The organism is Thermosporothrix hazakensis (genome assembly GCF_003253565.1).
Lineage (GTDB): Bacteria > Chloroflexota > Ktedonobacteria > Ktedonobacterales > Ktedonobacteraceae > Thermosporothrix > Thermosporothrix hazakensis.
Genome location: NZ_QKUF01000006.1, coordinates 264,221 through 282,951, shown reverse-complemented (window position 1 = coordinate 282,951; position 18,731 = coordinate 264,221). Strand labels below are relative to the sequence as shown.

The 18,731-nt window shown below is 51.9% G+C and carries 15 protein-coding genes; 7 read left to right on the top strand and 8 right to left on the bottom strand.

The genetic code is table 11. From position 1 onward, the window contains the following. Positions 1 to 546: 546 nt before the first annotated feature. The 5 genes from EI42_RS11940 to EI42_RS11925 form a co-directional block, all read right to left on the bottom strand. Positions 547 to 912 (bottom strand): hypothetical protein, encoded by a 366-nt coding sequence (locus tag EI42_RS11940; protein ID WP_111322145.1) that lies wholly within the window; start codon positions 910 to 912, stop codon positions 547 to 549. A 157-nt stretch (positions 913 to 1,069) separates the two neighbouring features. Continuing rightward, positions 1,070 to 1,408, bottom strand: a complete 339-nt coding sequence (locus EI42_RS11935) for a hypothetical protein (RefSeq protein ID WP_111322143.1) — start codon at positions 1,406 to 1,408, stop codon at positions 1,070 to 1,072. A 416-nt stretch (positions 1,409 to 1,824) separates the two neighbouring features. After that, the gene (locus tag EI42_RS33220) at positions 1,825 to 2,559 is read right to left on the bottom strand and encodes a hypothetical protein (RefSeq protein ID WP_174843961.1); all 735 of its coding nucleotides are present in this window, start codon (positions 2,557 to 2,559) and stop codon (positions 1,825 to 1,827) included. A 6-nt stretch (positions 2,560 to 2,565) separates the two neighbouring features. Further along, a complete protein-coding gene (locus tag EI42_RS33215) occupies positions 2,566 to 2,955 on the bottom strand; it encodes a hypothetical protein (protein ID WP_174843963.1) in 390 nt (129 codons plus the stop codon). 605 nt (positions 2,956 to 3,560) lie between these two features. After that, on the bottom strand, positions 3,561 to 4,454 hold the full coding sequence (locus tag EI42_RS11925) for a hypothetical protein (RefSeq protein ID WP_111322141.1): 894 nt from the start codon (positions 4,452 to 4,454) through the stop codon (positions 3,561 to 3,563). 3,214 nt (positions 4,455 to 7,668) lie between these two features. On the opposite strand from EI42_RS11925, the gene EI42_RS11905 reads away from it, so the two are divergent. Beyond that, complete coding sequence (locus EI42_RS11905; protein ID WP_111322133.1) at positions 7,669 to 8,010, top strand: hypothetical protein; 342 nt, start codon at positions 7,669 to 7,671, stop codon at positions 8,008 to 8,010. A gap of 114 nt (positions 8,011 to 8,124) precedes the next feature. On the opposite strand, the gene EI42_RS11900 is transcribed toward EI42_RS11905, so the two are convergent. After that, positions 8,125 to 9,039 carry a LacI family DNA-binding transcriptional regulator gene (locus EI42_RS11900; RefSeq protein WP_111322131.1) on the bottom strand — a complete coding sequence of 305 codons (915 nt, stop codon included), beginning with the start codon at positions 9,037 to 9,039 and terminating at the stop codon, positions 8,125 to 8,127. Positions 9,040 to 10,742: 1,703 nt separating this feature from the next. On the opposite strand from EI42_RS11900, the gene EI42_RS11885 reads away from it, so the two are divergent. The 4 genes from EI42_RS11885 (at position 10,743) to EI42_RS11865 (ending at position 16,121) form a co-directional block, all read left to right on the top strand. Next, positions 10,743 to 13,748 carry a winged helix-turn-helix domain-containing protein gene (locus tag EI42_RS11885; RefSeq protein WP_111322125.1) on the top strand — a complete coding sequence of 1,002 codons (3,006 nt, stop codon included), beginning with the start codon at positions 10,743 to 10,745 and terminating at the stop codon, positions 13,746 to 13,748. A gap of 115 nt (positions 13,749 to 13,863) precedes the next feature. Further along, the gene (locus tag EI42_RS11880) at positions 13,864 to 14,310 is read left to right on the top strand and encodes a DUF6069 family protein (RefSeq protein WP_111322123.1); all 447 of its coding nucleotides are present in this window, start codon (positions 13,864 to 13,866) and stop codon (positions 14,308 to 14,310) included. A gap of 477 nt (positions 14,311 to 14,787) precedes the next feature. Next, positions 14,788 to 15,216: a MerR family transcriptional regulator gene (locus EI42_RS11870; RefSeq protein WP_111322119.1), complete on the top strand. Its 429-nt coding sequence runs from the start codon at positions 14,788 to 14,790 to the stop codon at positions 15,214 to 15,216. An 11-nt stretch (positions 15,217 to 15,227) separates the two neighbouring features. Then, on the top strand, positions 15,228 to 16,121 hold the full coding sequence (locus EI42_RS11865; protein WP_211326134.1) for a dienelactone hydrolase family protein: 894 nt from the start codon (positions 15,228 to 15,230) through the stop codon (positions 16,119 to 16,121). Between the two features lie 365 nt (positions 16,122 to 16,486). Here EI42_RS11865 and EI42_RS11860 read toward each other — a convergent pair whose 3' ends face one another. Further along, positions 16,487 to 16,954: a DUF5946 family protein gene (locus EI42_RS11860; RefSeq protein ID WP_111322115.1), complete on the bottom strand. Its 468-nt coding sequence runs from the start codon at positions 16,952 to 16,954 to the stop codon at positions 16,487 to 16,489. Between the two features lie 160 nt (positions 16,955 to 17,114). On the opposite strand from EI42_RS11860, the gene EI42_RS11855 reads away from it, so the two are divergent. Further along, positions 17,115 to 17,570, top strand: a complete 456-nt coding sequence (locus EI42_RS11855) for a hypothetical protein (RefSeq protein WP_111322113.1) — start codon at positions 17,115 to 17,117, stop codon at positions 17,568 to 17,570. Between the two features lie 164 nt (positions 17,571 to 17,734). On the opposite strand, the gene EI42_RS34335 is transcribed toward EI42_RS11855, so the two are convergent. Continuing rightward, complete coding sequence (locus EI42_RS34335) at positions 17,735 to 17,860, bottom strand: hypothetical protein (protein ID WP_282957319.1); 126 nt, start codon at positions 17,858 to 17,860, stop codon at positions 17,735 to 17,737. A gap of 345 nt (positions 17,861 to 18,205) precedes the next feature. Here EI42_RS34335 and EI42_RS32485 point away from each other — a divergent pair, with 345 nt between their 5' ends. Further along, entirely contained in the window at positions 18,206 to 18,379 is a 174-nt protein-coding gene (locus EI42_RS32485; protein ID WP_170142558.1) for an FDLD family class I lanthipeptide, read from the top strand. The last annotated feature ends 352 nt before the right edge of the window (positions 18,380 to 18,731 follow it).

Here is an 18,731-nt window from a genome sequence, read left to right as displayed (position 1 = left end):
AGGCACCTCACACCAGCCTCGAGAGGCGCTGTCCCCTTTCAAGGACGCATCAGGACCGTTTTGTGTCCTTTTTGTGTCTGTCATCTCCCCATCACCTGCATGAAGACCGACACAAAACGTACACAAAACGCACTCACAGCGTTCTCGTTCCACCACTGCAACCACTCACCCCACAACACGCCTGCGTCGCTGCATCTCTGAACTGTTCCTCCCTCCCAGGTGGGTGATGTGAGCCTTGCGGAGCAGCGCTCCAGGCCGGTTGACCGCAGCTCTTCGAGTCAAGCACCTGATCTCTACCGCGCTGCTCCTCGCGGAATTGCTGAAGAGTGAGGATTACACGCTGCTGGCGAGAAATGGCCAGCAGCTCTCACTCTTGAGCTTCGCTGGAGATACCATGTCTGTAGGGCTTCTTTGGAATGGCCAAGATGCAAAGAAGTATCGAAGACATCCTCAACAATCTTCGTGCACAGGGTCAGAGATCGTTTTGAGAGTCGCACGATTTTTGCCGTGCCATTCACTTCAGCAGGGAGCTGCTCATTCGTTTTCTCACACGAGCCATTGCCTCCTGGCGGGCTGGTCTGTTTCTCCCATTCCCTGGTTCATGATCTTGGGAAAGAGAAGGTGAATGCTGCCATCGCTCATGCCTCTCACAGCGAAGGCTGCTGCTTCTGGTGAGCAGCCTGCTTCTTTGCTCAGAGCCGCGCTGGCCCCCTTCGCTCTGAGCTGCCAGCCCCTTGCAAAGGGAAAGGAACAGACCGTCTTCTGTCCCTTTTTTTGTTTTTTTACACGCTGTCCTTCGTGACAATTGACGTGTTCAGTCGGCAGCACTTCCTGCTCATCGCCCAACGCTGGGGAGCCGTCCGGGCGCACCCCGTCGCTTTCCAGATCCAGCAGGAACGGGATACGATCCACATGTCCCCCCTTCCTAATCCACTGAGAACACTCGTCACACGATCCCCTCACGTGTCAGGTCGAAACGATGAAGCCCCATCCAGGAACAGAGGTGCTGTTCCCGCAAGGTCCCTCCGTTGCATCCTGCTGAGAAGCAGCCAAAAAAGCTCTTTTTTTATCACCACATCCAGCCTTTTTCCCCCTGCTTTTCCCAAAAGCGCTGCACGAACGCGAAACACTCAATCGTCTTGCCAGACGCATCAAGCCACCAGCGCAGCTTCTCTTTTTTCGATCGGGTTTGCGCATCGAAACATGCCCCTGGAAGGAGGGAACGCATGACTCCTCCATCCCGCTCTCTTCCAGGCATGACAATGCCCTCTTCCCCTTCACTCCCATGCCAATGCGCCTTTTCCTGACCGCCGCTCATACTGCCTGGCAGGACGCACATCTCCTGTTCAGCTTGTTCCAGCCTCACGGGAACATCCCCCTGTTTCGATGAGCCAGGACACAGCGGCACCGCCTTTCCTCCTCTTGCTCTTGAGGGCTCTTCTCCCCCCTTCCGCTCCCTACCACAACGGCACACCCACCACCTTTCAGAGCGTCTACTGCTCGGTCGCCACAGATCCTCTTCGCGCCCCTGCTCCACTGACCCGAGCCAGCGTGGTTCCACCTCAACCACCCCAGCAGAGGCCACACAAGACCCTTTTCATGCGGCTCCCTGCGCGAGCCAACGCGGATACTGTTACCCCGTCAGCCACCTCCCGCCGAGAAGAGCCCTTCTCTCAGACCACCAGCACACGAGCATTCCCATAAGAGAACACAGACCTTGAACCCTCATCCGATGAGGAACACCTTCCTCCTGCCCTGTCAGAAAGCAGACGGGCGTTGGCAACCAGGGAGGACCTGCTCAAGCTGAGGACGCTCTCGGGCGGGCTACTCACAAGACTGGTGCAATGGTCTGCGAACTCGTTGCAGGCCCGTGCGATCTGAGGCAGAGAGCATCAGACAAAGCGTGCGACTTCCCAGCCCGACATGAACCCGCTCACAAGAAAGGGGGCCGATCACCACCACGATGTCATATCGCAACAGTGAGGATCGATGCATATGCTGTCCTCTCGCTAACACCTGCAGGGAGAGAAGGGTACTGACAAATAATTCATAGACCGTGCCATCCCGCTCGACGCCGATGGCAGGAGGAGAGGAGGGGGCACCATGCGTTGCAACCACTAAACGCACGTCTGGTCCAGCTCGCGTCATGCCGCTTTCTGAGTGTGTACTCACATGATTGGGGGCATGAGTAAGCATCTGCTTGACTGCCTCCACTTCCAACAAGTGATAGGCACGGCTTCTGGCGATTCCTCCAAGTCCCGTAGCCACAACGTCGAGGAGCGGAGCAGCATCACCATACAAACCATCCAGCCGCAGTGCCACCGAGGCGAGAGGAAGCGCAAGCTGGGAGGCATAGCCAGTCATCACCTGGACGGACCGACGCAGTTCACTACGATAATCCTCATTGCCAGATCCGCCAAACGTGCCCAGAAACTGGTGGGTATGCGCCTGCAGGATGACGGTGCGGACGATTTCTCCTCGTTTGCGTCCCTGATACCCTGGTGCGCACACCCGATCAAAACGGCGGAAGGGAGCGGGCAGTGCTTTTGTTTGTGGCAACGCTCGTTAGCGGGCAGCTTGTCTCGTTCCGTCCACATCGACCACGAGCCATTGCTCGCCAGTTCGATCAACCAGGCTACCAGAGGAGGAAAACAGCTTGCGAGTCAGCAGATCCTCTTGAAAGAGCGTGCGCAGGGCCTCCACTGTAGGTGGGTCGAGGGCGGCAAGAAAACGAGACAGGGTTGAGCGATGGGGCAACCGGTTTCGTCCAAAGAGCGCCATGAATGGCGAGGCCCAGGGAATGAACCGTTCGTAAAACGCTTTCAAGCTTGCTTCGTCGGATACAGCATAGCCGATCAGCACCGCAACGAAATCGATCAGGTCGCAGTTGCCTCTTTTTCCGGTCGCTCGCGCCACTTTTATGGCTGCTCCCGACACCCATTTAGGTAGAACCATTTCTCACACCCTTGTTAGACAAAGAAGAGCAGCATGACTAAAATGACACTGCTCTTCACTCTTAGTTTAGTAGTTAACCAATCTCTATTCGATCAGCGTTAGACGGAAAACACGTCAGTATGTTTCCAGTTCCTTAGGGATTCCATTGGTTTTCCCAGAACCCTACAGTACTTGAACCAGCCTTCACATAGTGTTGGGTACTTACATAATAGTCGTGGCCTAAGCTACCACATTCGAGCATTCCTCCATAGGCCTTAACAGTTCTATAGTTAGCATAGCCAAAACCGGAAGCCTGCTCAAATTGTACTATCCATGCCCCATTGGCTCCACAATGATCCTGCCCAAGGATATGGGAACTAAGCTGGCCCCAGGGTTCTGATCGGGTTTCAGCTATGCCTCCCCATTGCATTGTTCCTGGATAGAACATACACAAAGCTCCCCAAAGAGTGTAGCCACCACCGACATATCTTTTCGGATATTCATAATAATTTGCCCCTTGATCACATTGGGGGGCTAGCGCTTTTGCTGAAGCGGTTTCCTTGGCCCTATGCTGAAGAGAAATGATCCGGTCAAGAGCATAAAAATAAGCAGAAGCTGAAATCTCTTCATCGTGTACAACCTCCTTGCTGAATCTTTTTGGGAGTTGAAAGGATAGAAGCTGGAATATCTTGTGAATTATAGAGCTTTACACCACCATAGGCAAATTGGGTGCTTGCAATAATTTTTCCATCGTTATCAAGTAATGTGGTGTTATAAACCAATACTCGATTAAATTGATCTACTTCTATCCTTGCTACAGCCTTCGTGTTCTTCTCTTCGGAAGTATCTGTTTTGGTTAGAACTTGAATTGATGAACCTGCAGTATACTGTTTTACAGGCTTACTTACTATAGAAACTGTGGATTCTGGAACGGACTGAGACATACGATTGAGTAATTGTTCAACAGCATATCCTTTCTGCCGTAAGGTATTCGTATTCGCAAATGGAATGACTTCGTCACTATTTAGATCTGCAACTGTTCTACCAGAAAGGATCTCAACGCATGAAGATGAAGCAGGATTATTCACGTTCACGGGTCGGTTTGAAGCATTTTTCCCATATACGATGAGACTTGTTGTTTGATCTGTATATGTCTCTTGGAAAAATGAGTGAGTATCGAGATTGGTGTAGACGACATGGTGAACTTGCAATTTCCCTGTGGAATCAAATGTACTCCATGCATCACCTAAAAGATTGAGTTTCTTCTCGGAAGCGGGCCCCTGATGATAGTAACTAGACTGAATGAACGTATAATGAATTGTTTTTCCAGTAAAATCGGATGGAAGCTTAGACCAGGGAGTAGTTTGTGAAGAATAATTCTTCTCCTGCTTTATGGCGATTTGTGAATCTGCTTGCGCATGATACGTCATAAATACGAAGCATGCGACAAACAAAAGGGAGGTTATTCCGACAAGAGCAAGACGTCTACATTTTCCTGATACACCTTCGCGATGTAGCATAGCCAGAAGAGTCCTTTCTTACTTTTTTAGTTCCTTTTCTCTCTGCATCACGGCAAATCCTCAAAGCTGATTTTGACATCTTTCTTTTCAACTGCAAAGAGTAAACTTGTTCCCTTCCCTAATTACCAAGCAAATCTGATGGTAACAGGAACTTTCTCAATTAAGCCAGGATACCTGCTTTTCTCTATAATCACGCTGTTGAGGACTATAATGACAATAATGCTATTGATATAATTATAAACTTTTTTTACTGTAAAGTCAAACTCTGTTTTTTAAATTTTTATTGTGAATTATGAAGCACATAGAATTAAGGCATATATTGTCGGCAATGCCTTCAAAATACAACAAATTACAAGAAAGGAATGCATGATGCTTGACATGGATCCTTTTCTGACCATCCTATCCGTCGTAATTGATGAGCTTTGTCAAGCCCATGTGCCAGCAGAGTCTGTGAAACCTGGGCGCAAGCCGAGTCTCACGAGCGCCAATATGCTCACGTTAGCCCTCTTGAGCCAGTAGGACCGCTTCCGATCCAGCGAGACTTCTTCCGCTTTCCCGTAGTGTATGTACACCCGGCCTTCCCAATCCTGCCGCATCGCTCAGCTGAACCGACTCATGCGTGCTGCCTGGCCCGACCTCGTGCGCCTGCAGGAAGCCTACAACGGCTACGAGGTGCACGATTCAACGGCGGTCCCCACTCGGTACAGCAAGCGCGGGAGAGCGGGTTGAGGGGGCGAGAATACAGGGCCATCTGCTAACCGCCTGCGGCTGGGGCTGGGGGAAAGCCACAATGGGCCGTCACAGCAAACGGACCATCACTAGCGATGGAATTGCCGCAGCTAACCGCACTGATCAGATCTTGGCTGACACCTTCTTGTTCGCACGCCATGCGCAATGTACTGATCTCAAGAGGCGGGGAGCGAACATAGCGAGGTGTATCTGGCTGATCACTGTTTTGTAGAGGAACAGATGCAGCAGCGGCTTTATGCACGTTTTGGGTTGATTGTGGTGACACCTCCTGAGCTATGTTACAGTCCTCGTCCCTGAAGAGTGGCCGAGCAGCACATCTTTGCAAGCCCGACGGCAATAGGTCGAGACGGTCTTTCCCAGGTCGCATGTCGTCTTCTTTTGCCTCCAGCAGGGGCGACCGCATACCCTCTCTGGGCTTGCATGTCTTGCTGGCGGCTAGAATCGCACAGCACAACGCCTCTCCCTGGCTCAATAGCTGCTTCGTCGTCCCTGTTGGCCTTTGCTGCGTTGCTTGTCTCGCCCCATGTTCATTCACACCAACCGTGAAAAGAAAGAACTGCAAACAAGATTGGAAAGAAGTAAGGCTCTTAAACACTTAATGTCATAACAATAATTTCTTCTTTACAGCTCTGCAAAATAGTATCCTTTCATAAAGTAAGGGGGGCAGTGCATAGGAAGGGTTCCAGCAGCCCAGTGCCCCCTTGCATCCTACGAAGCCTTTTTCTCCGGCTTGACTGCGAGGAGCAAGGTCTCTACGCCTGAGAGGATAGAGGAGAATAGATACCTTTCAACCTGCTTGAGAGAGCTGCTGGCACTTTTTTAATAGCAGGAATTTTTCGATTGCTTTGCTCTTTTTGTTCTTGTATTTCCTTTAGTCTGCGCATTATAATAGGATTACCTTTGGAATTTGAAAGCATGAAGCGAGGGAGCGGTTACATGCGAGAGAAACGAAAAATTGTTATCTCTATGTTGTGGGTGATGAGTCTCCTCCTTCTCTGCTGGGGAGCCTACCAAATGTGGATGGTTCTCTCTTCCCAGACTGTAGAGGTGTTTGGACTAAACGGCTATTACGCTTTTACAAGGGTTTCCTATCTTCCTTTTCCTTCTTTAATCCTCTTTGCTTTCTTACTTCGCTTTTTGTTGTATGGTGCCCTTGCTCTTCTGCTTTTTGGAATAAGTATGCTGCCTACTCGAAGAGCTTACTGGAGCATTCATGCCGCAATATGGCTGGGAGCAGGAGCCATCTGGTATCAAATCTCTTTTCTGAACGCAACAGGAGTATATCCAACTCTTTGGCCTCTTTTCACATCCCCAATGACTTTGTGGCTCTGGATAGGGATAGCATTCGGTTGCTCCTTGCTCTTTGCTCTCCTTTTTCATTTCCTTACAAGATCTCTGTCTTTACAGAGTGACAAAAGAAACAGAGACAGGAAGAGAGAAAGTGCCTGATTTTTTTATTGCTGGAAGTCGCATCCATGCTTGACTTCTGCATAACGATGATCTGTGGAGAACCGGTAATCCGCTTCCAGGAATCTCCAAGCGGGGCATTGATCTTTTGGCAGCGACCAGACTCATACAGGGATAGAATGTCTTTGGCTTCTGCTTGTAGACAGACCAAATCGCATTTGGTTGACCTGCAGTGGGCAGGAGATTTCGGCCTTTTGACATCAGGCTGTACCTTATGATTGCCGACGCTGAGGAGGAGAAAGGAGCCAGCCACAAAAGCACCCATTGGCTCATGGGCAAAGGAAATAAAGGCCTCGCTGGTTTGGGACAAACCCTTATGATCGCGGCAGCAGCGACATCACCGGGAGATCAAACGGAAGGTGCGCTCAGCCACCCGGTATCAGGGCAGAGAGATAAACCCGCAGGTAGAATTTAGCACGAAAGGACATACTGGTGAAAAGATTTATACCGATACTTAGTTTGGTACTTGGTATATCAGCACTCCTAGGAACATTGATACTTCCAGCTCAACCTCTATCGATTGTTCTCGGCGGGATTGCTTTAGGGACTTTAGGGACTAGTCTGCTTCTCTTTATAGCAAACAAAAAGTATTCCAGGTGAAACTGATGAAGCAGCTTGAGATATGGCTCTAGAGGCTGTGAGGAACTTGATCTCGAATGGATAATACCAGAGAAAGCCCTCTCAGAGTAATATAACTGTATGATTCACCAACCTCGTGAATGAGAAGCGCTTAGCAGATCGTGAACGTTCACTGTATCATGTACCGCTTTCAGCGTAGTGCAGTCTCCAGCGCCACGTGCACAACATGCAAGGAGGAGAAGCGGAAACCAGGCAGGTAGCAGAAGAGCAGGGAAGGCAGAAGCAAACAAGGAGGAAGACAAGCATTCAGGCGTCTCAATGTACACAAGGCCCCCAACTCGCCTCGTATCTACTGCCCATGCTTGTGTTATCGACAGCCCCACAGTCGTCTCTGGTCGATAGGGATGGGGAGCATCAAATGTCGCAGGCACTCATTGATACATATTGGGCACGCAGCTCCGCTCTCGCTCTTACCAGTACTATCTCGATGAAGGGAGAGAATCGCCTGGAGTACTCAGCACAGGCTGCCACTCTCCCGCAATGGGCCAACCTCTGCATGACGTCTCAGACGCACAATCCTGGCTCGATGCTCTTGCTCTATCGAGGAGCATCGAAGCCTCGTTGTAGCGCTGGGCGGAGGCACCTTCGCATGTGCTGGCCTTCAAGCGTGGAGAGGATAGTCAACTTTACCACTGCCTCGGTTCCTCTCCCTGCCTACAACAAGCTTCACCTTGCACGTGGACAACTCATGGTCAGATGATTCCTCTGATACGGCTATCTGGTTGCAATGCAAAGGGTAGCAAGCAATCATATAGCTGTTCTTCTCTGCGTGATTTGGGCGAGTGGACCAACACCAATGAGGCTGGTATGTTCGTTAGCTCGTCTCACGGACAACCAATTCCACACCCAGGACCACCTCACGAGCTGTAGCAGGCCTGTCAAGTCGTTGGAGGAGAAGTTCCACGGCAACCCGACCAGTTTCTTCCAGAGGCTGGTGTACGGTCGTGAGACCCAAAGCTTCAGCCAGTTCTCCGTCATCGAAGCCAACAATAGCCACGTCGTCTGGAACAGCGAGTCCCAGGTGATGTGCAGCTCTCAGTACCCCCGCTGCCAGCGTATCGGAGCTCGCCAAAACAGCAGTTGGACGATGTTCCATCGACAAGAGGTCCTTTGCCGCCTCAAAAGCGGTCCCAACTCCATATGCAGCGAAGCGTACATTGTTCTCTGTGAGGGGATAGCCAGCCTCTGTCAGCGCTGTACGGAAGCCTGCGAGCCGCCGTTGTACAGGTGAGACATACAGGTGAGATTGTTGCTCCTCACCAAGAAAGCCAAAGTGGCGATATCCGCGAGCCACAAGATGCGAAGCTGCGAGCTGACCACCAGTGAAGTCTGACGTAAAGACAGAGTCGAATCCGGGGTGTTGGATATCGATCAGCACAGTGGGAAGCCTCAGGTCGATGAGGCGTTTGGCTATCGCCTCGTCCAACGGCAGGCTTATGATGATGAGTCCATCCAGCCGACCGGTGATAGGTAAGCTGGAGAGCAACGGGGAAGAACTCTGTGCCGCTGACTCCTGGTCGAACAAGACGATTTCCAGCGGGCGCTGACTCACCATGTGGAGAATCCCGTTGAGGCGTCGGGTCACAGATGGGTAGGAGGTATATGGTGCAACGACGCCGACGCGTCCCACGCCTCGGCGTGCCTTAGCAACCGCCTCTGGCTTGGGGACAAAGCCGAGTGCATCGACAGCCTCCAATACCTTACGTCTCGTCTCCGCGCTGACACGCACTGAAGCGTTCAGTGCAAGCGATACAGTAGAAATGCGACCCCGGCCAGGTTGGCAACATCATAGATGGTTTTCGGTTTGGACACGTCACCCTCCTCCTCTCGTAGCAGACAGATCTATCCTACACATGTGTTCATGGTCCGTCAAGGCTTTTTGTCGAAGCACTTCGACCGTATCAGTCGGTCCATCAAGCCGCTCCTGATCAAGGTTCTCAGGCAAGATGCTCTTCCTCAATGGTCATCCGTGTCAAGACGAAAGGTGCTATAGGGATTGATGTGTTGTTAAAATAACGGCGTTCACTCACGCCAATCAGCCACCCGCATCATCTGAACTTACTCGGGTTCTGCTAAAACCTGTTGCAAAAGGAGCTTATCAATACAAAAAGGCATAGCTTGAGGAGATGGAGTGAGAGTGCAGCTCACTCCTGCTCGTCCAGATGGTTGGTTTGGAAATCGCCTTCATCTCTTCAAGAACAACAATGAAATCAGCCAAAGGGAACCTTTTCTTATGAGCCCAATGCTATTCATACTCAACGGAGGAGAGGGTGACAGGTTTATTGATCATACTCAAGCCGAGATGAGTTTTATAAGGACTGGCACACGCCACGAGCCAGATACCGTTCTGCCTGCTTGCTGGTGACTTCTTCCTCCTGCCCTTCGCTCCATCATACACGCGTCACCGGGCCATGCTCTTTGGCGACACCTCCTTATTACATCTCTCCCCTGCACTCTTGTGGCACTTGGTGCCGCCGGAGTCGCCCTGCTGCTCGGGTGTATGCTCTCGTTGTTCGGTGTCTCCTCCCCTGAGAGGTCATCATAAGCAAAGCAGGCGGTCAATTGCTTGATCGCCTGCCCTTCCAGAACGAGCAATCAGGCCTGCCCTATACGTATCGCATTGAGACGGGACTGAAAGCAGCAGGAAATTGGTTATTGACCCGTTGCTCATAAAAGAGATCTCGGAGAGCATCAGCTATTTGCGAGGCTCCACTTACATCCTACGCATCTCGTGTTGTATGGCAGCAGTGTTGGAGCCCAGGGCAAGCGCTTACCCTCTCCCTTCTTCGATCTGTTCCGGGCTTTCCCGGGATGGAGCGAGGAACAATGGGGCCGCTGAACGCCGATGATCCCGCCTGAACTCTCCTTTCTTGCTCCGATAGATGGCCAGGCGACGGGCTTTGTGACCAACTCCGATGATCTGGCACTCTCTCTGTACGTACTCGTCTCAGTCAAGACCTTGGTGCTATTGACGTCAACCAGTTCATCGAACATTTACAGGCAGAAGTAGCAACGGTTCACCTATAGAGAAGGGAAGCGTTTATTCAGAGCTTCGTGTATGGTGTGCTTATTCCTGCACTCGTCGCGATGGCTTTGCGCATCCAGGGAATTTGACGGTAGAGCGTCGTTCATCGCCTGGCACGGCTCATGCCTGACCGCTTTAACAAAAGGTACGCGGGCAGTCCCATCCTCTTTAAGGGGAGCGTGCCCTGTTCGCCTTTCCGTTCTTTTCCCTGGAAATACGGCTCTCCCACAGAGGGCTGAATTTCAAGCGCCCTTGTTTGCATGACTCGCTTTGAGCCGTGCCTTCCTTCGGCCACGAAAAGGAACCCGGCGTCATACCTGATCTTGCATTTCATTCGCTTCTCTGCTATAGTCGGGGGGAGATGTTGGGTATGTTGGGTGTGAAAACGTGCCCGTAAAGGAGAAGCAATGCCGAAACAGCCTGTCTGCCAGATCCTCTGGTTAGAGGAGCAGCAAACCTACCAGCTCTTGAGAAATGGACATATCGAATGCTGTTTCGTGCAGGGAAGCGAGCCGCCAGCGTGGTTTCAGTTTCTGGAAAGCCAGACCTCCTTTGCATTTCAGGGAAGAGCAGGACGCCTATCGATCATCAAAGAGGCACGCCCGAGGGGCGCAGGATACTGGTATGCGTACCGCACAGCGGGCCGCCGCACCACCAAACGATATCTCGGTAGCTCCTCTAGAGTAACCATCGCGCGGCTCGAGAAGATAGCCCGCGAACTGTATCAGGTACAATCAGAGGAGAGGGACACGCCCCCTCTCCTCCTGACCAGGTTACGACCTCCACGCCTCTCCGCATCTCTTCTCGACCGCCCGCACTTGCTCCAACGGCTTGACAGCGCATCGAGGCAGAAACTCACTCTGCTTGTCGCTCCTGCCGGCTCTGGCAAAACAACCCTTGTAAACCAGTGGCTACAGACCCGTGATCATGCGGTTGCCTGGGTCTCACTCGACAGAGGCGATAATGATGTGTTTCGCTTCTGGAAAGCAGTGATTACCGCCAGCCAGACACTTCAGCCGGGCCTGGGTCGGGCGAGCCTCGAGGATCTCTCGCGCTCTTTACAGCCACCGTTCATCGCTCCACCACTGGAAACATCCCTGTCTCACTTCATCAATGACCTCGCACAGTTCAGTCGCCCCGGACTCCTTGTGCTTGATGATTACCATACTATCGAGGAGCCACGTATTCACGAAATGCTGGCATTCTTCCTTGAGCATATACCACCCCATTTCAGCGTGTTTCTTCTATCCCGAACAGAGCCAATTCAATTACCGCTGCTTCGCTGGCGAGCCAGAGGAGATATCTCCGAATTACATCACACAGACCTGTTTTTCTCGCAGGAAGAAACAGCACATTTTCTGCGTCAGGCGCTTTCCACCTCCCTTTCTGAAGAAGCGCTTCGCCGGCTTCACGAGACCTTACAGGGATGGATAGCCGGTCTGCGCTTACTGATGCTCTCATTTCCCGCATCCTCTCAAGCAACCGAGAAGAGTATTGAACAAGCGCTGGCCTCGCTGGATCGCCCACTACAGGATTACTTTGTGACCGAGATTCTCAAAACACTACCAGAGCCAACGCAACATTTTCTTCTCCAAACAAGCGTTCTCTCGCGCCTGAACGGGCCACTCTGTGAGGCGGTAACCGGGATCGAGAACGGAGCAGCTCAATTGAAAGCAATCGCACAGGCCGGGCTCTTTCTCGAAGCGCTGGACGAAACATGGTACTGTTTTCATGCCCTTTTTGCAGAGGCGATGCGCCGAGAAGCCACTATACAACTTGGTGAAGAGGCACTACGCCGTTTATCGCTACAAGCAAGCCACTGGTATGAACACAATGCGCTACCGATGGAAGCAATCGAGACAGCTCTTGCGGGCCATGATTTTGAACGCGCCGCCTTTTTGATCGAACAGATCAACCAGGAAGGCCTGCTCAACGAGCTTTATACCGTCCGCCGCTGGCTTGAATGCCTCCCTGAACCGCTGCTTCACGCACACCCTGAACTCTGCTGGCTTGCGGCATTGACACTTCAAGTGCCAGAGAACAAGACAGCGCCCTCTGCTCCGATCCAGGAGCGTACTGAAGCGCTGCTCCAACGGGCCGAACAGGCAAACATGCCCGCCGGGCATATCACCGCTCTTCGCGCCCTGATCGCCTGGCAAGGCGACCATTTCTCTGAGGCCCTGCACTATGCACAGCAAGCGCTTCCACTGCTCCCACCTGTCGAGCAGCCATCTTCCCTTCAGATGTGGCGTGGCATGTGCTTGTTTATCATCAGTGTCGGGCATCTGTATAACAAAGCCTTCACAGAAGCGCGAACTGCTCTCCTGGAGGCGTACACCTATGGACTGGCAACCAACCACAGGCATTTCACCGATGGCTTGCTTCTCCTGATCGGGTTCTGTAGCTATACCCTCGGGGATTTGTACCAGGCATACGAGTATTATCAGCAGGCCCTTCACGGAGCCAGGGACCAGCAGAACAACGAGATAGCAGCCCGCTCATTGCTTGGAATGGCCGGCATTACCTTCATGTGGAATAACCTCTCGCTCGCAGAACAGCAGACAAACGAGGCTCTGGCCCTTGCTGGCAATGAGCACCCGGACATTCGCGATGAGGCAACTCTTCAGCTTGCGCAAATAGCGCATGCATGTGGGCACCTGACCTCAGCACAGCAACAGGTTTCGGTCGTACTCGCCCGCCTTCAGCTACAGACAACTGTACAGGCCGCCCAAAAGCGTCGCCATGTACAGATATATGCAGCTCAGCTTTCACTGCAAATTGATGATCAGGAAACAGTGAACCGCCTGCTGCTTGCGAATGAGCCCCACGACCAGGACGAAGCGCTGCTGTTCGGATTACTTCGCGCACGCCTTCTACTGGCTCAGCAGCGCGTTCACGAGGCTCTACAGCAGCTCAGATCTCTGGTTTCGCTCGCCCGGGAATGGCCCTTCGCCCTTGAGATCCATATACTGTACGCGCTGGTTCACGCTACCCTTCAGGAAGAGCAAGCAGCACAGCAACAACTTCAGCAAGCACTTGAACTGGCTCGGAATGCAGGCATTGTGCGTCCCTTTCTTGCAGAAGGAGAACCGCTTGCTCAACTGCTACGCCACCTGCTCCCAACCCTTCAGGAGCCCACACGGTCATATGCAAAAATACTGCTTCGTGCCTTTGCGCAAGCTGCCAACAAAGAGACAAGCTCAGCAGCAGATCAACTGATCGAGCCACTCACCCCACAGGAATTGAGTATCCTTCGACTACTGGCAACCGGGCGCAGTAATCAGGAGATCGCGCAGGAAATGGTCATATCGGTCAACACGGTGAAGTACCATACCAGGCATCTCTATCGCAAACTCGGCGTCAACAATCGGCTTCAGGCCAGCAAGGTAGCCCAGCATCTCAGGCTCATCTGAACGACTACCCATACACTACCCCCGAGGAGGAGGCTCTTTCCTTCCCCACCTGCTATAGTAACTCCATGAAGAGAAAGAGCATCATATGTTCAACACCCAAAGGAGACCTCATCACATGGATTCAGTCCGCTCTCGCGACGTCGTTGCTTTGCGCAAGCTCTTGTGGGTAGGCCCACTGGTTATTGTCTGCGCGATAATCGCAAACCTGATCATTCGAACCATTGCAACTGCCTTTCTGGGGGTCCCGGAAACATTCCAGTACTTTCAGAGCACAACGATCATTGGCAGTACTATCACCTACCTGCTGCTGGCGTTGCTCGCCTTTGTCCTGGTCTGTCGTTTCGCCCGAAGACCCTTTCATTTCTATCGTATCCTTGCACTCATTGCCTTACTGATTTCGTTGCTCACCCCTGTTCTGGCACTGAGTGGACTGATGCCCATTCCTGGTATGAGCATGCGCATCTTCTGGGTAATGATTGCAATGCACGTTGTTTCTGCGGCCATCACCGTCAGCCTGCTAACAACGCTAACGCATGGCTCCTCAAAGCAAAGGACAAACTAATGCGATCCCATTTCAACAGCACCTTCTATTGCATTCGTGTGGCATTCTGGGCTTTTCCCTACTTGCTCTGGCAAACCCTGAACCATTGGAGCGGCTTCGTTATCGGAGTCCTTCTAGCTGTTATCCTCACGATGATGCTTCATAACCTGTTCTGCTTCTTTGAAAAATCTTTTCGTTAACACGCGGTGGCTCTTTTTGAGCCACTGTTTCTCTATCGCTTTGCGATCACTAGTCTCCAACTCACTCGACACTTTCCCCCTGGTGTTGCATGAAACAACGAAAGAGAAGATGAAAACACAGGTTTTCCTCCTCGGTCCTGGCGAAACTCTATGGAGCAAGTGATAAAATCCTTGTGGTATTCCCTGTAATATCAGTGGAACGGTTGACCAGGGAGCGTGACAGGCTTCTTTCGCTGGGCAGGAAAAGACCTTGCTTCTCTCTTGACCTGGAGTGGACTCCAGGTTGTATAGTTCCTGCATGGAAACAGATTTCTCGATACAGCAAGTTGCAGAAAAGACAGGGCTCTCTATCGATACCCTGCGTTACTATGAACGCATCGGGCTGCTTGAGCCGGTAAGTCGGACAACAAGCGGTCACAGGCGCTACAGGCAAAAGGATATTGACTGGATTGGACTGGTGATCAATCTACGCGAAACGGGAATGCCCCTCGTGCAGATTCGCCACTTTGCTATGCTTCGCCGTCAGGGAAAGGCCACGGCATCAGAGCGCCTGCATATCCTTGAACAGCATCAACAAGCACTCCTGCAACAAATGCAGAAGTTAGAACAACATATGTCAGCACTGCACAGTAAGATAGAGCATAAAAAGGCCTTCCTCGCTCTGTCGGATGAGCAGCAGGACGAAGAACAATTTTATTGGTCATCTATAGAGAAAGCAAGAGAATAATAATGTCATACATGACTGAAACCCATCAGATCACAACAGAGCATATTCATATTCCGGTAGAGGAGGAGTCTGGCGCCTCGGCTATGGGTGCATATCTGGCATATCCTCAGGACCTGGAAAATGCTCCGGGCGTGATTGTCGGCTTTGAGCTTTTTGGGCTGACCGCATATGTTCGCACTCTTGTAGATCGTCTTGCTCAGCTTGGTTATGTAGCACTGGCCCCTGATTTTTACCACCGCTCTTCGCCCGGCGTGGAGCTGGAAGCAACAGCCGAGGGGCGGGCCCGTGGTTTTGAATTGCTGCATCAGTTGACCCGGCAGCAGGCACTCCATGACGTACAGGCTGCAATTACGTACTTACGTACAAAGAAGAAGTGCACCAGGGTTGGTATAATGGGCTTGAGCGTCGGCGGACATATTGCCTACCTTGCCGCTACCCAATTGGACCTTCAAGCGACTGTAGCCTTTTATCCGGGCTGGCTTCCCACTCAGGATATTCCTCTCAGCAGGCCCACCCCGACTCTCGCGTTGACTCCTGGAATAGCTGAACGCAATGGATATCTCTTATTGCTTGTTGGGGAGCAAGATCCCCTTATCCCGGCTGAGCAGCGTGATCTGATTGCCCGAGAACTGCGGGAATCCGGTGTCAGACATGAGCTGGTCGTCTACCCCGATACTTCTCACCGTTTCTTCTACGAAGCAGGTGAGAGTTTTTGCCAGGAGGTAGCGGTTGATGCCTGGCGTCGTGTTCGTGAGGTGCTTGCCACTGAACTCGCTTCGCATGGGGGGCGAGGCTATCTCATTGAAACGCCTGGTGTAAATGAGCGCCGGCCCCCCAAACGCTTAACACAGGAGAAACAAGCAGCGCATGAAGTCAGAGCTCGACATACACTCCTCTCCTTCTGATGCTCCTGAAATATTTGATTATTTTAGAGGCATACGCTTTGAGTACAGGTGTATAACTCGATCGTTCAGCAGAGATCGCTGGCAGGAGAAGAGCATCACAGAATGTTATGTCTGATCGAGCAAACACTATTATGTTCGTGTTGTCCTCGACGGAGAAGACAATAAACTCGCTTCGCAACGGGGAGCCTATAGCAAACCGGGTAGGCTTTGAGGGCTGACAAGAGCTTCCTTCTCTTCCATAAGGAGCGGATGGCCTTGCCATCGTAAGCTCTGTCGGCCCGCAGCCGACCAGGAAAGCGTTTGAACCCGCCTCTCTTACCACAACGCACCCGCAGCAAAAAGGGGATTGCAGAGAAGTCCGTCCTCTAGCGACGCAAAGCAGACAGTTGCTCCAGGGTGCTCTGTGCCCATTGTTTGATAAGCGCACAATACTGCTCGACGTCCTGCCCCGCCTGAGAGTTCCGGGCGACATCAATAATCGTCATGCGCCAGGCAACCTCAGGGAAAGGCGGCACATCTTCAGCATGCTCCATACGCCAGGAACGAGTATGGCTGTTCATACCCGGAGCCGCCATCTGACGAAGCTGTTGCAGGGTCATCGGTTTTTCTAGAGCGGCACGCAACACCGACTCTACCTGAGCAAGCGCTTCCTGACTGTAGCGTCTATGCTGGATCATAAAACAGGAGACAAGAAAGAAGTGGACACGAAGATAGTCTTCGTTGAGATATTTCAGGGTCGTAAACTCGTCGAAAAGCTCCTGACACGTCTTTCCCTCTAGCTGAAGAGCTCCACATTCTGTACACCGTTCTGGCATCTGATTACCTTCCTCCATCGTGAGATCTCCGTTCAATGATACCCCATTCCACGCAACACTTCAAGGTATTCACTGTTGTTGTGCCACGCCCGGTCAGCCACAATAACAGTCAGGGCACAGGCATCCTCTGAGCGCGTCGACAAAAAAAGACCTCCTGGAAAAACCGAGAGGAACATCTATGTCAACCAATCAGCCCAACTCACGCCCGTCATCCACGACATCACCGCAGGCAACCTCTGCACCATCACCAACCGCGCACATAAACAGTACACGCGACCCGGGGGGCTGTCTCATCGCTCTGCTCGTCTTCCTGATGATCGGCCATATCCTGATCTCTCTTGTGGATATCTTGAATCCGGTGGCCTTTCCCAATGATATCCCTTACCCGATCATTGCGCCTGCTGTGCGGCTTATGGCCGTCGCTGGCTGCATCGGGGTCCTTAAGCTTCGGAAATGGGGAGCATACCTTGTCTTCGTGGCGTATGCAATAGGTGGAGTACTATCAGTCCTCGACATTGTGAGAGCTGCGACCCCGGAAGTGGCCTCCGCAGCGGTTGGAACAACCATTCTCGGGCTCATTCTTCCCGCTATCTTGATCGGGCTCATCATTTCACGCTGGAGGTATCTCGAATAGGGCAACCGTTTCTCTGAATAACAGATCAGCAGAGGCGGTGTTGAGCCGCCTCTGATCGAGGGACCAGGGGATCGGAGCAAGCGCTATGCCCCTTCATGGCCTTTCTGCAAAGAGAGCACATAGCGTTTCGGTTGCAAGCTCACGCCGCATGCTCTCCTGCTTCTCTAATCGAGGGCGTAGTGTACTTGAACGACGCCCCCACCAGGCGACTTGAAGTCCAGAAGGCGTACATACTTATACCGATAGCGCTCCGTATCGAGCAAGATGTTCAGCCCCTTGCCTTCCAGCATCGGAATGATATTGAATGAGCATCAGTATAGCGCAGCTTGTCCTCTTCACCCAATACCACAGGAGACGCGCTACCCTTCATCCTGCACCACGGGTTCTCTTGTGCTCTCGTCAGAGCGTTGTGTGCACTTACAATTCATAGAAATGCTCATTTCTGCACAGGCCGATCGCGCTCTTATAGCGTTAGCCAGCTTTATTTCTGCAACAAACGGCCTGGTTTTCAAAGGCATTTTGCTCCTGTATCTCTTTAATTTCAATCCAGATATATTTGAGTCTGGAAAAAATCATAAAAACAGTGTATACTTACTCAAAATAGATGTTCTCTTAAAGGAGAAAGGAGAAACGCTATGGAACAAGCCCTTATCGAACTGCGCCATGATGCCACTTTTGAGGACGAGTTCGAGCTTGACATTCGGGTCAGTACTCCGTCCAGCAATGCTCAGCCGAGTGCGCTGGCAACTATCAATACCTGCTACGAGAGCTGCGCAATTACGTGCTTCTGCCTCGACGAGCAGGAATAGTACCCGAACTGCTATCTTCTCCTCCGATCATGGAAGAGTCGGTTGTGCAGTCGTGATGTATGGCTGCACAACTCACCATCATTTCTTCTCACACGAGAGCGGGTTGTCCCTGCTTCAAAGACATTCCTGACCACGGTATAGCTCTCACACGCCCCCCATAAGCTATACCCTGCCATTTCCCCGTATGGTTCCGAGCACCTTTCCCCTTTCTACTACTCACACTTTTAATGAGGACCGATTCTAACCACATTCGGCAGTAATCTATGCTCAGAGGGAGAGCATGGCACCGCTTTAGAAGCGCTCCCACTTGTACTGTTTCTCTCAGGGCAGCTCAATCCCGGAGAAACACATC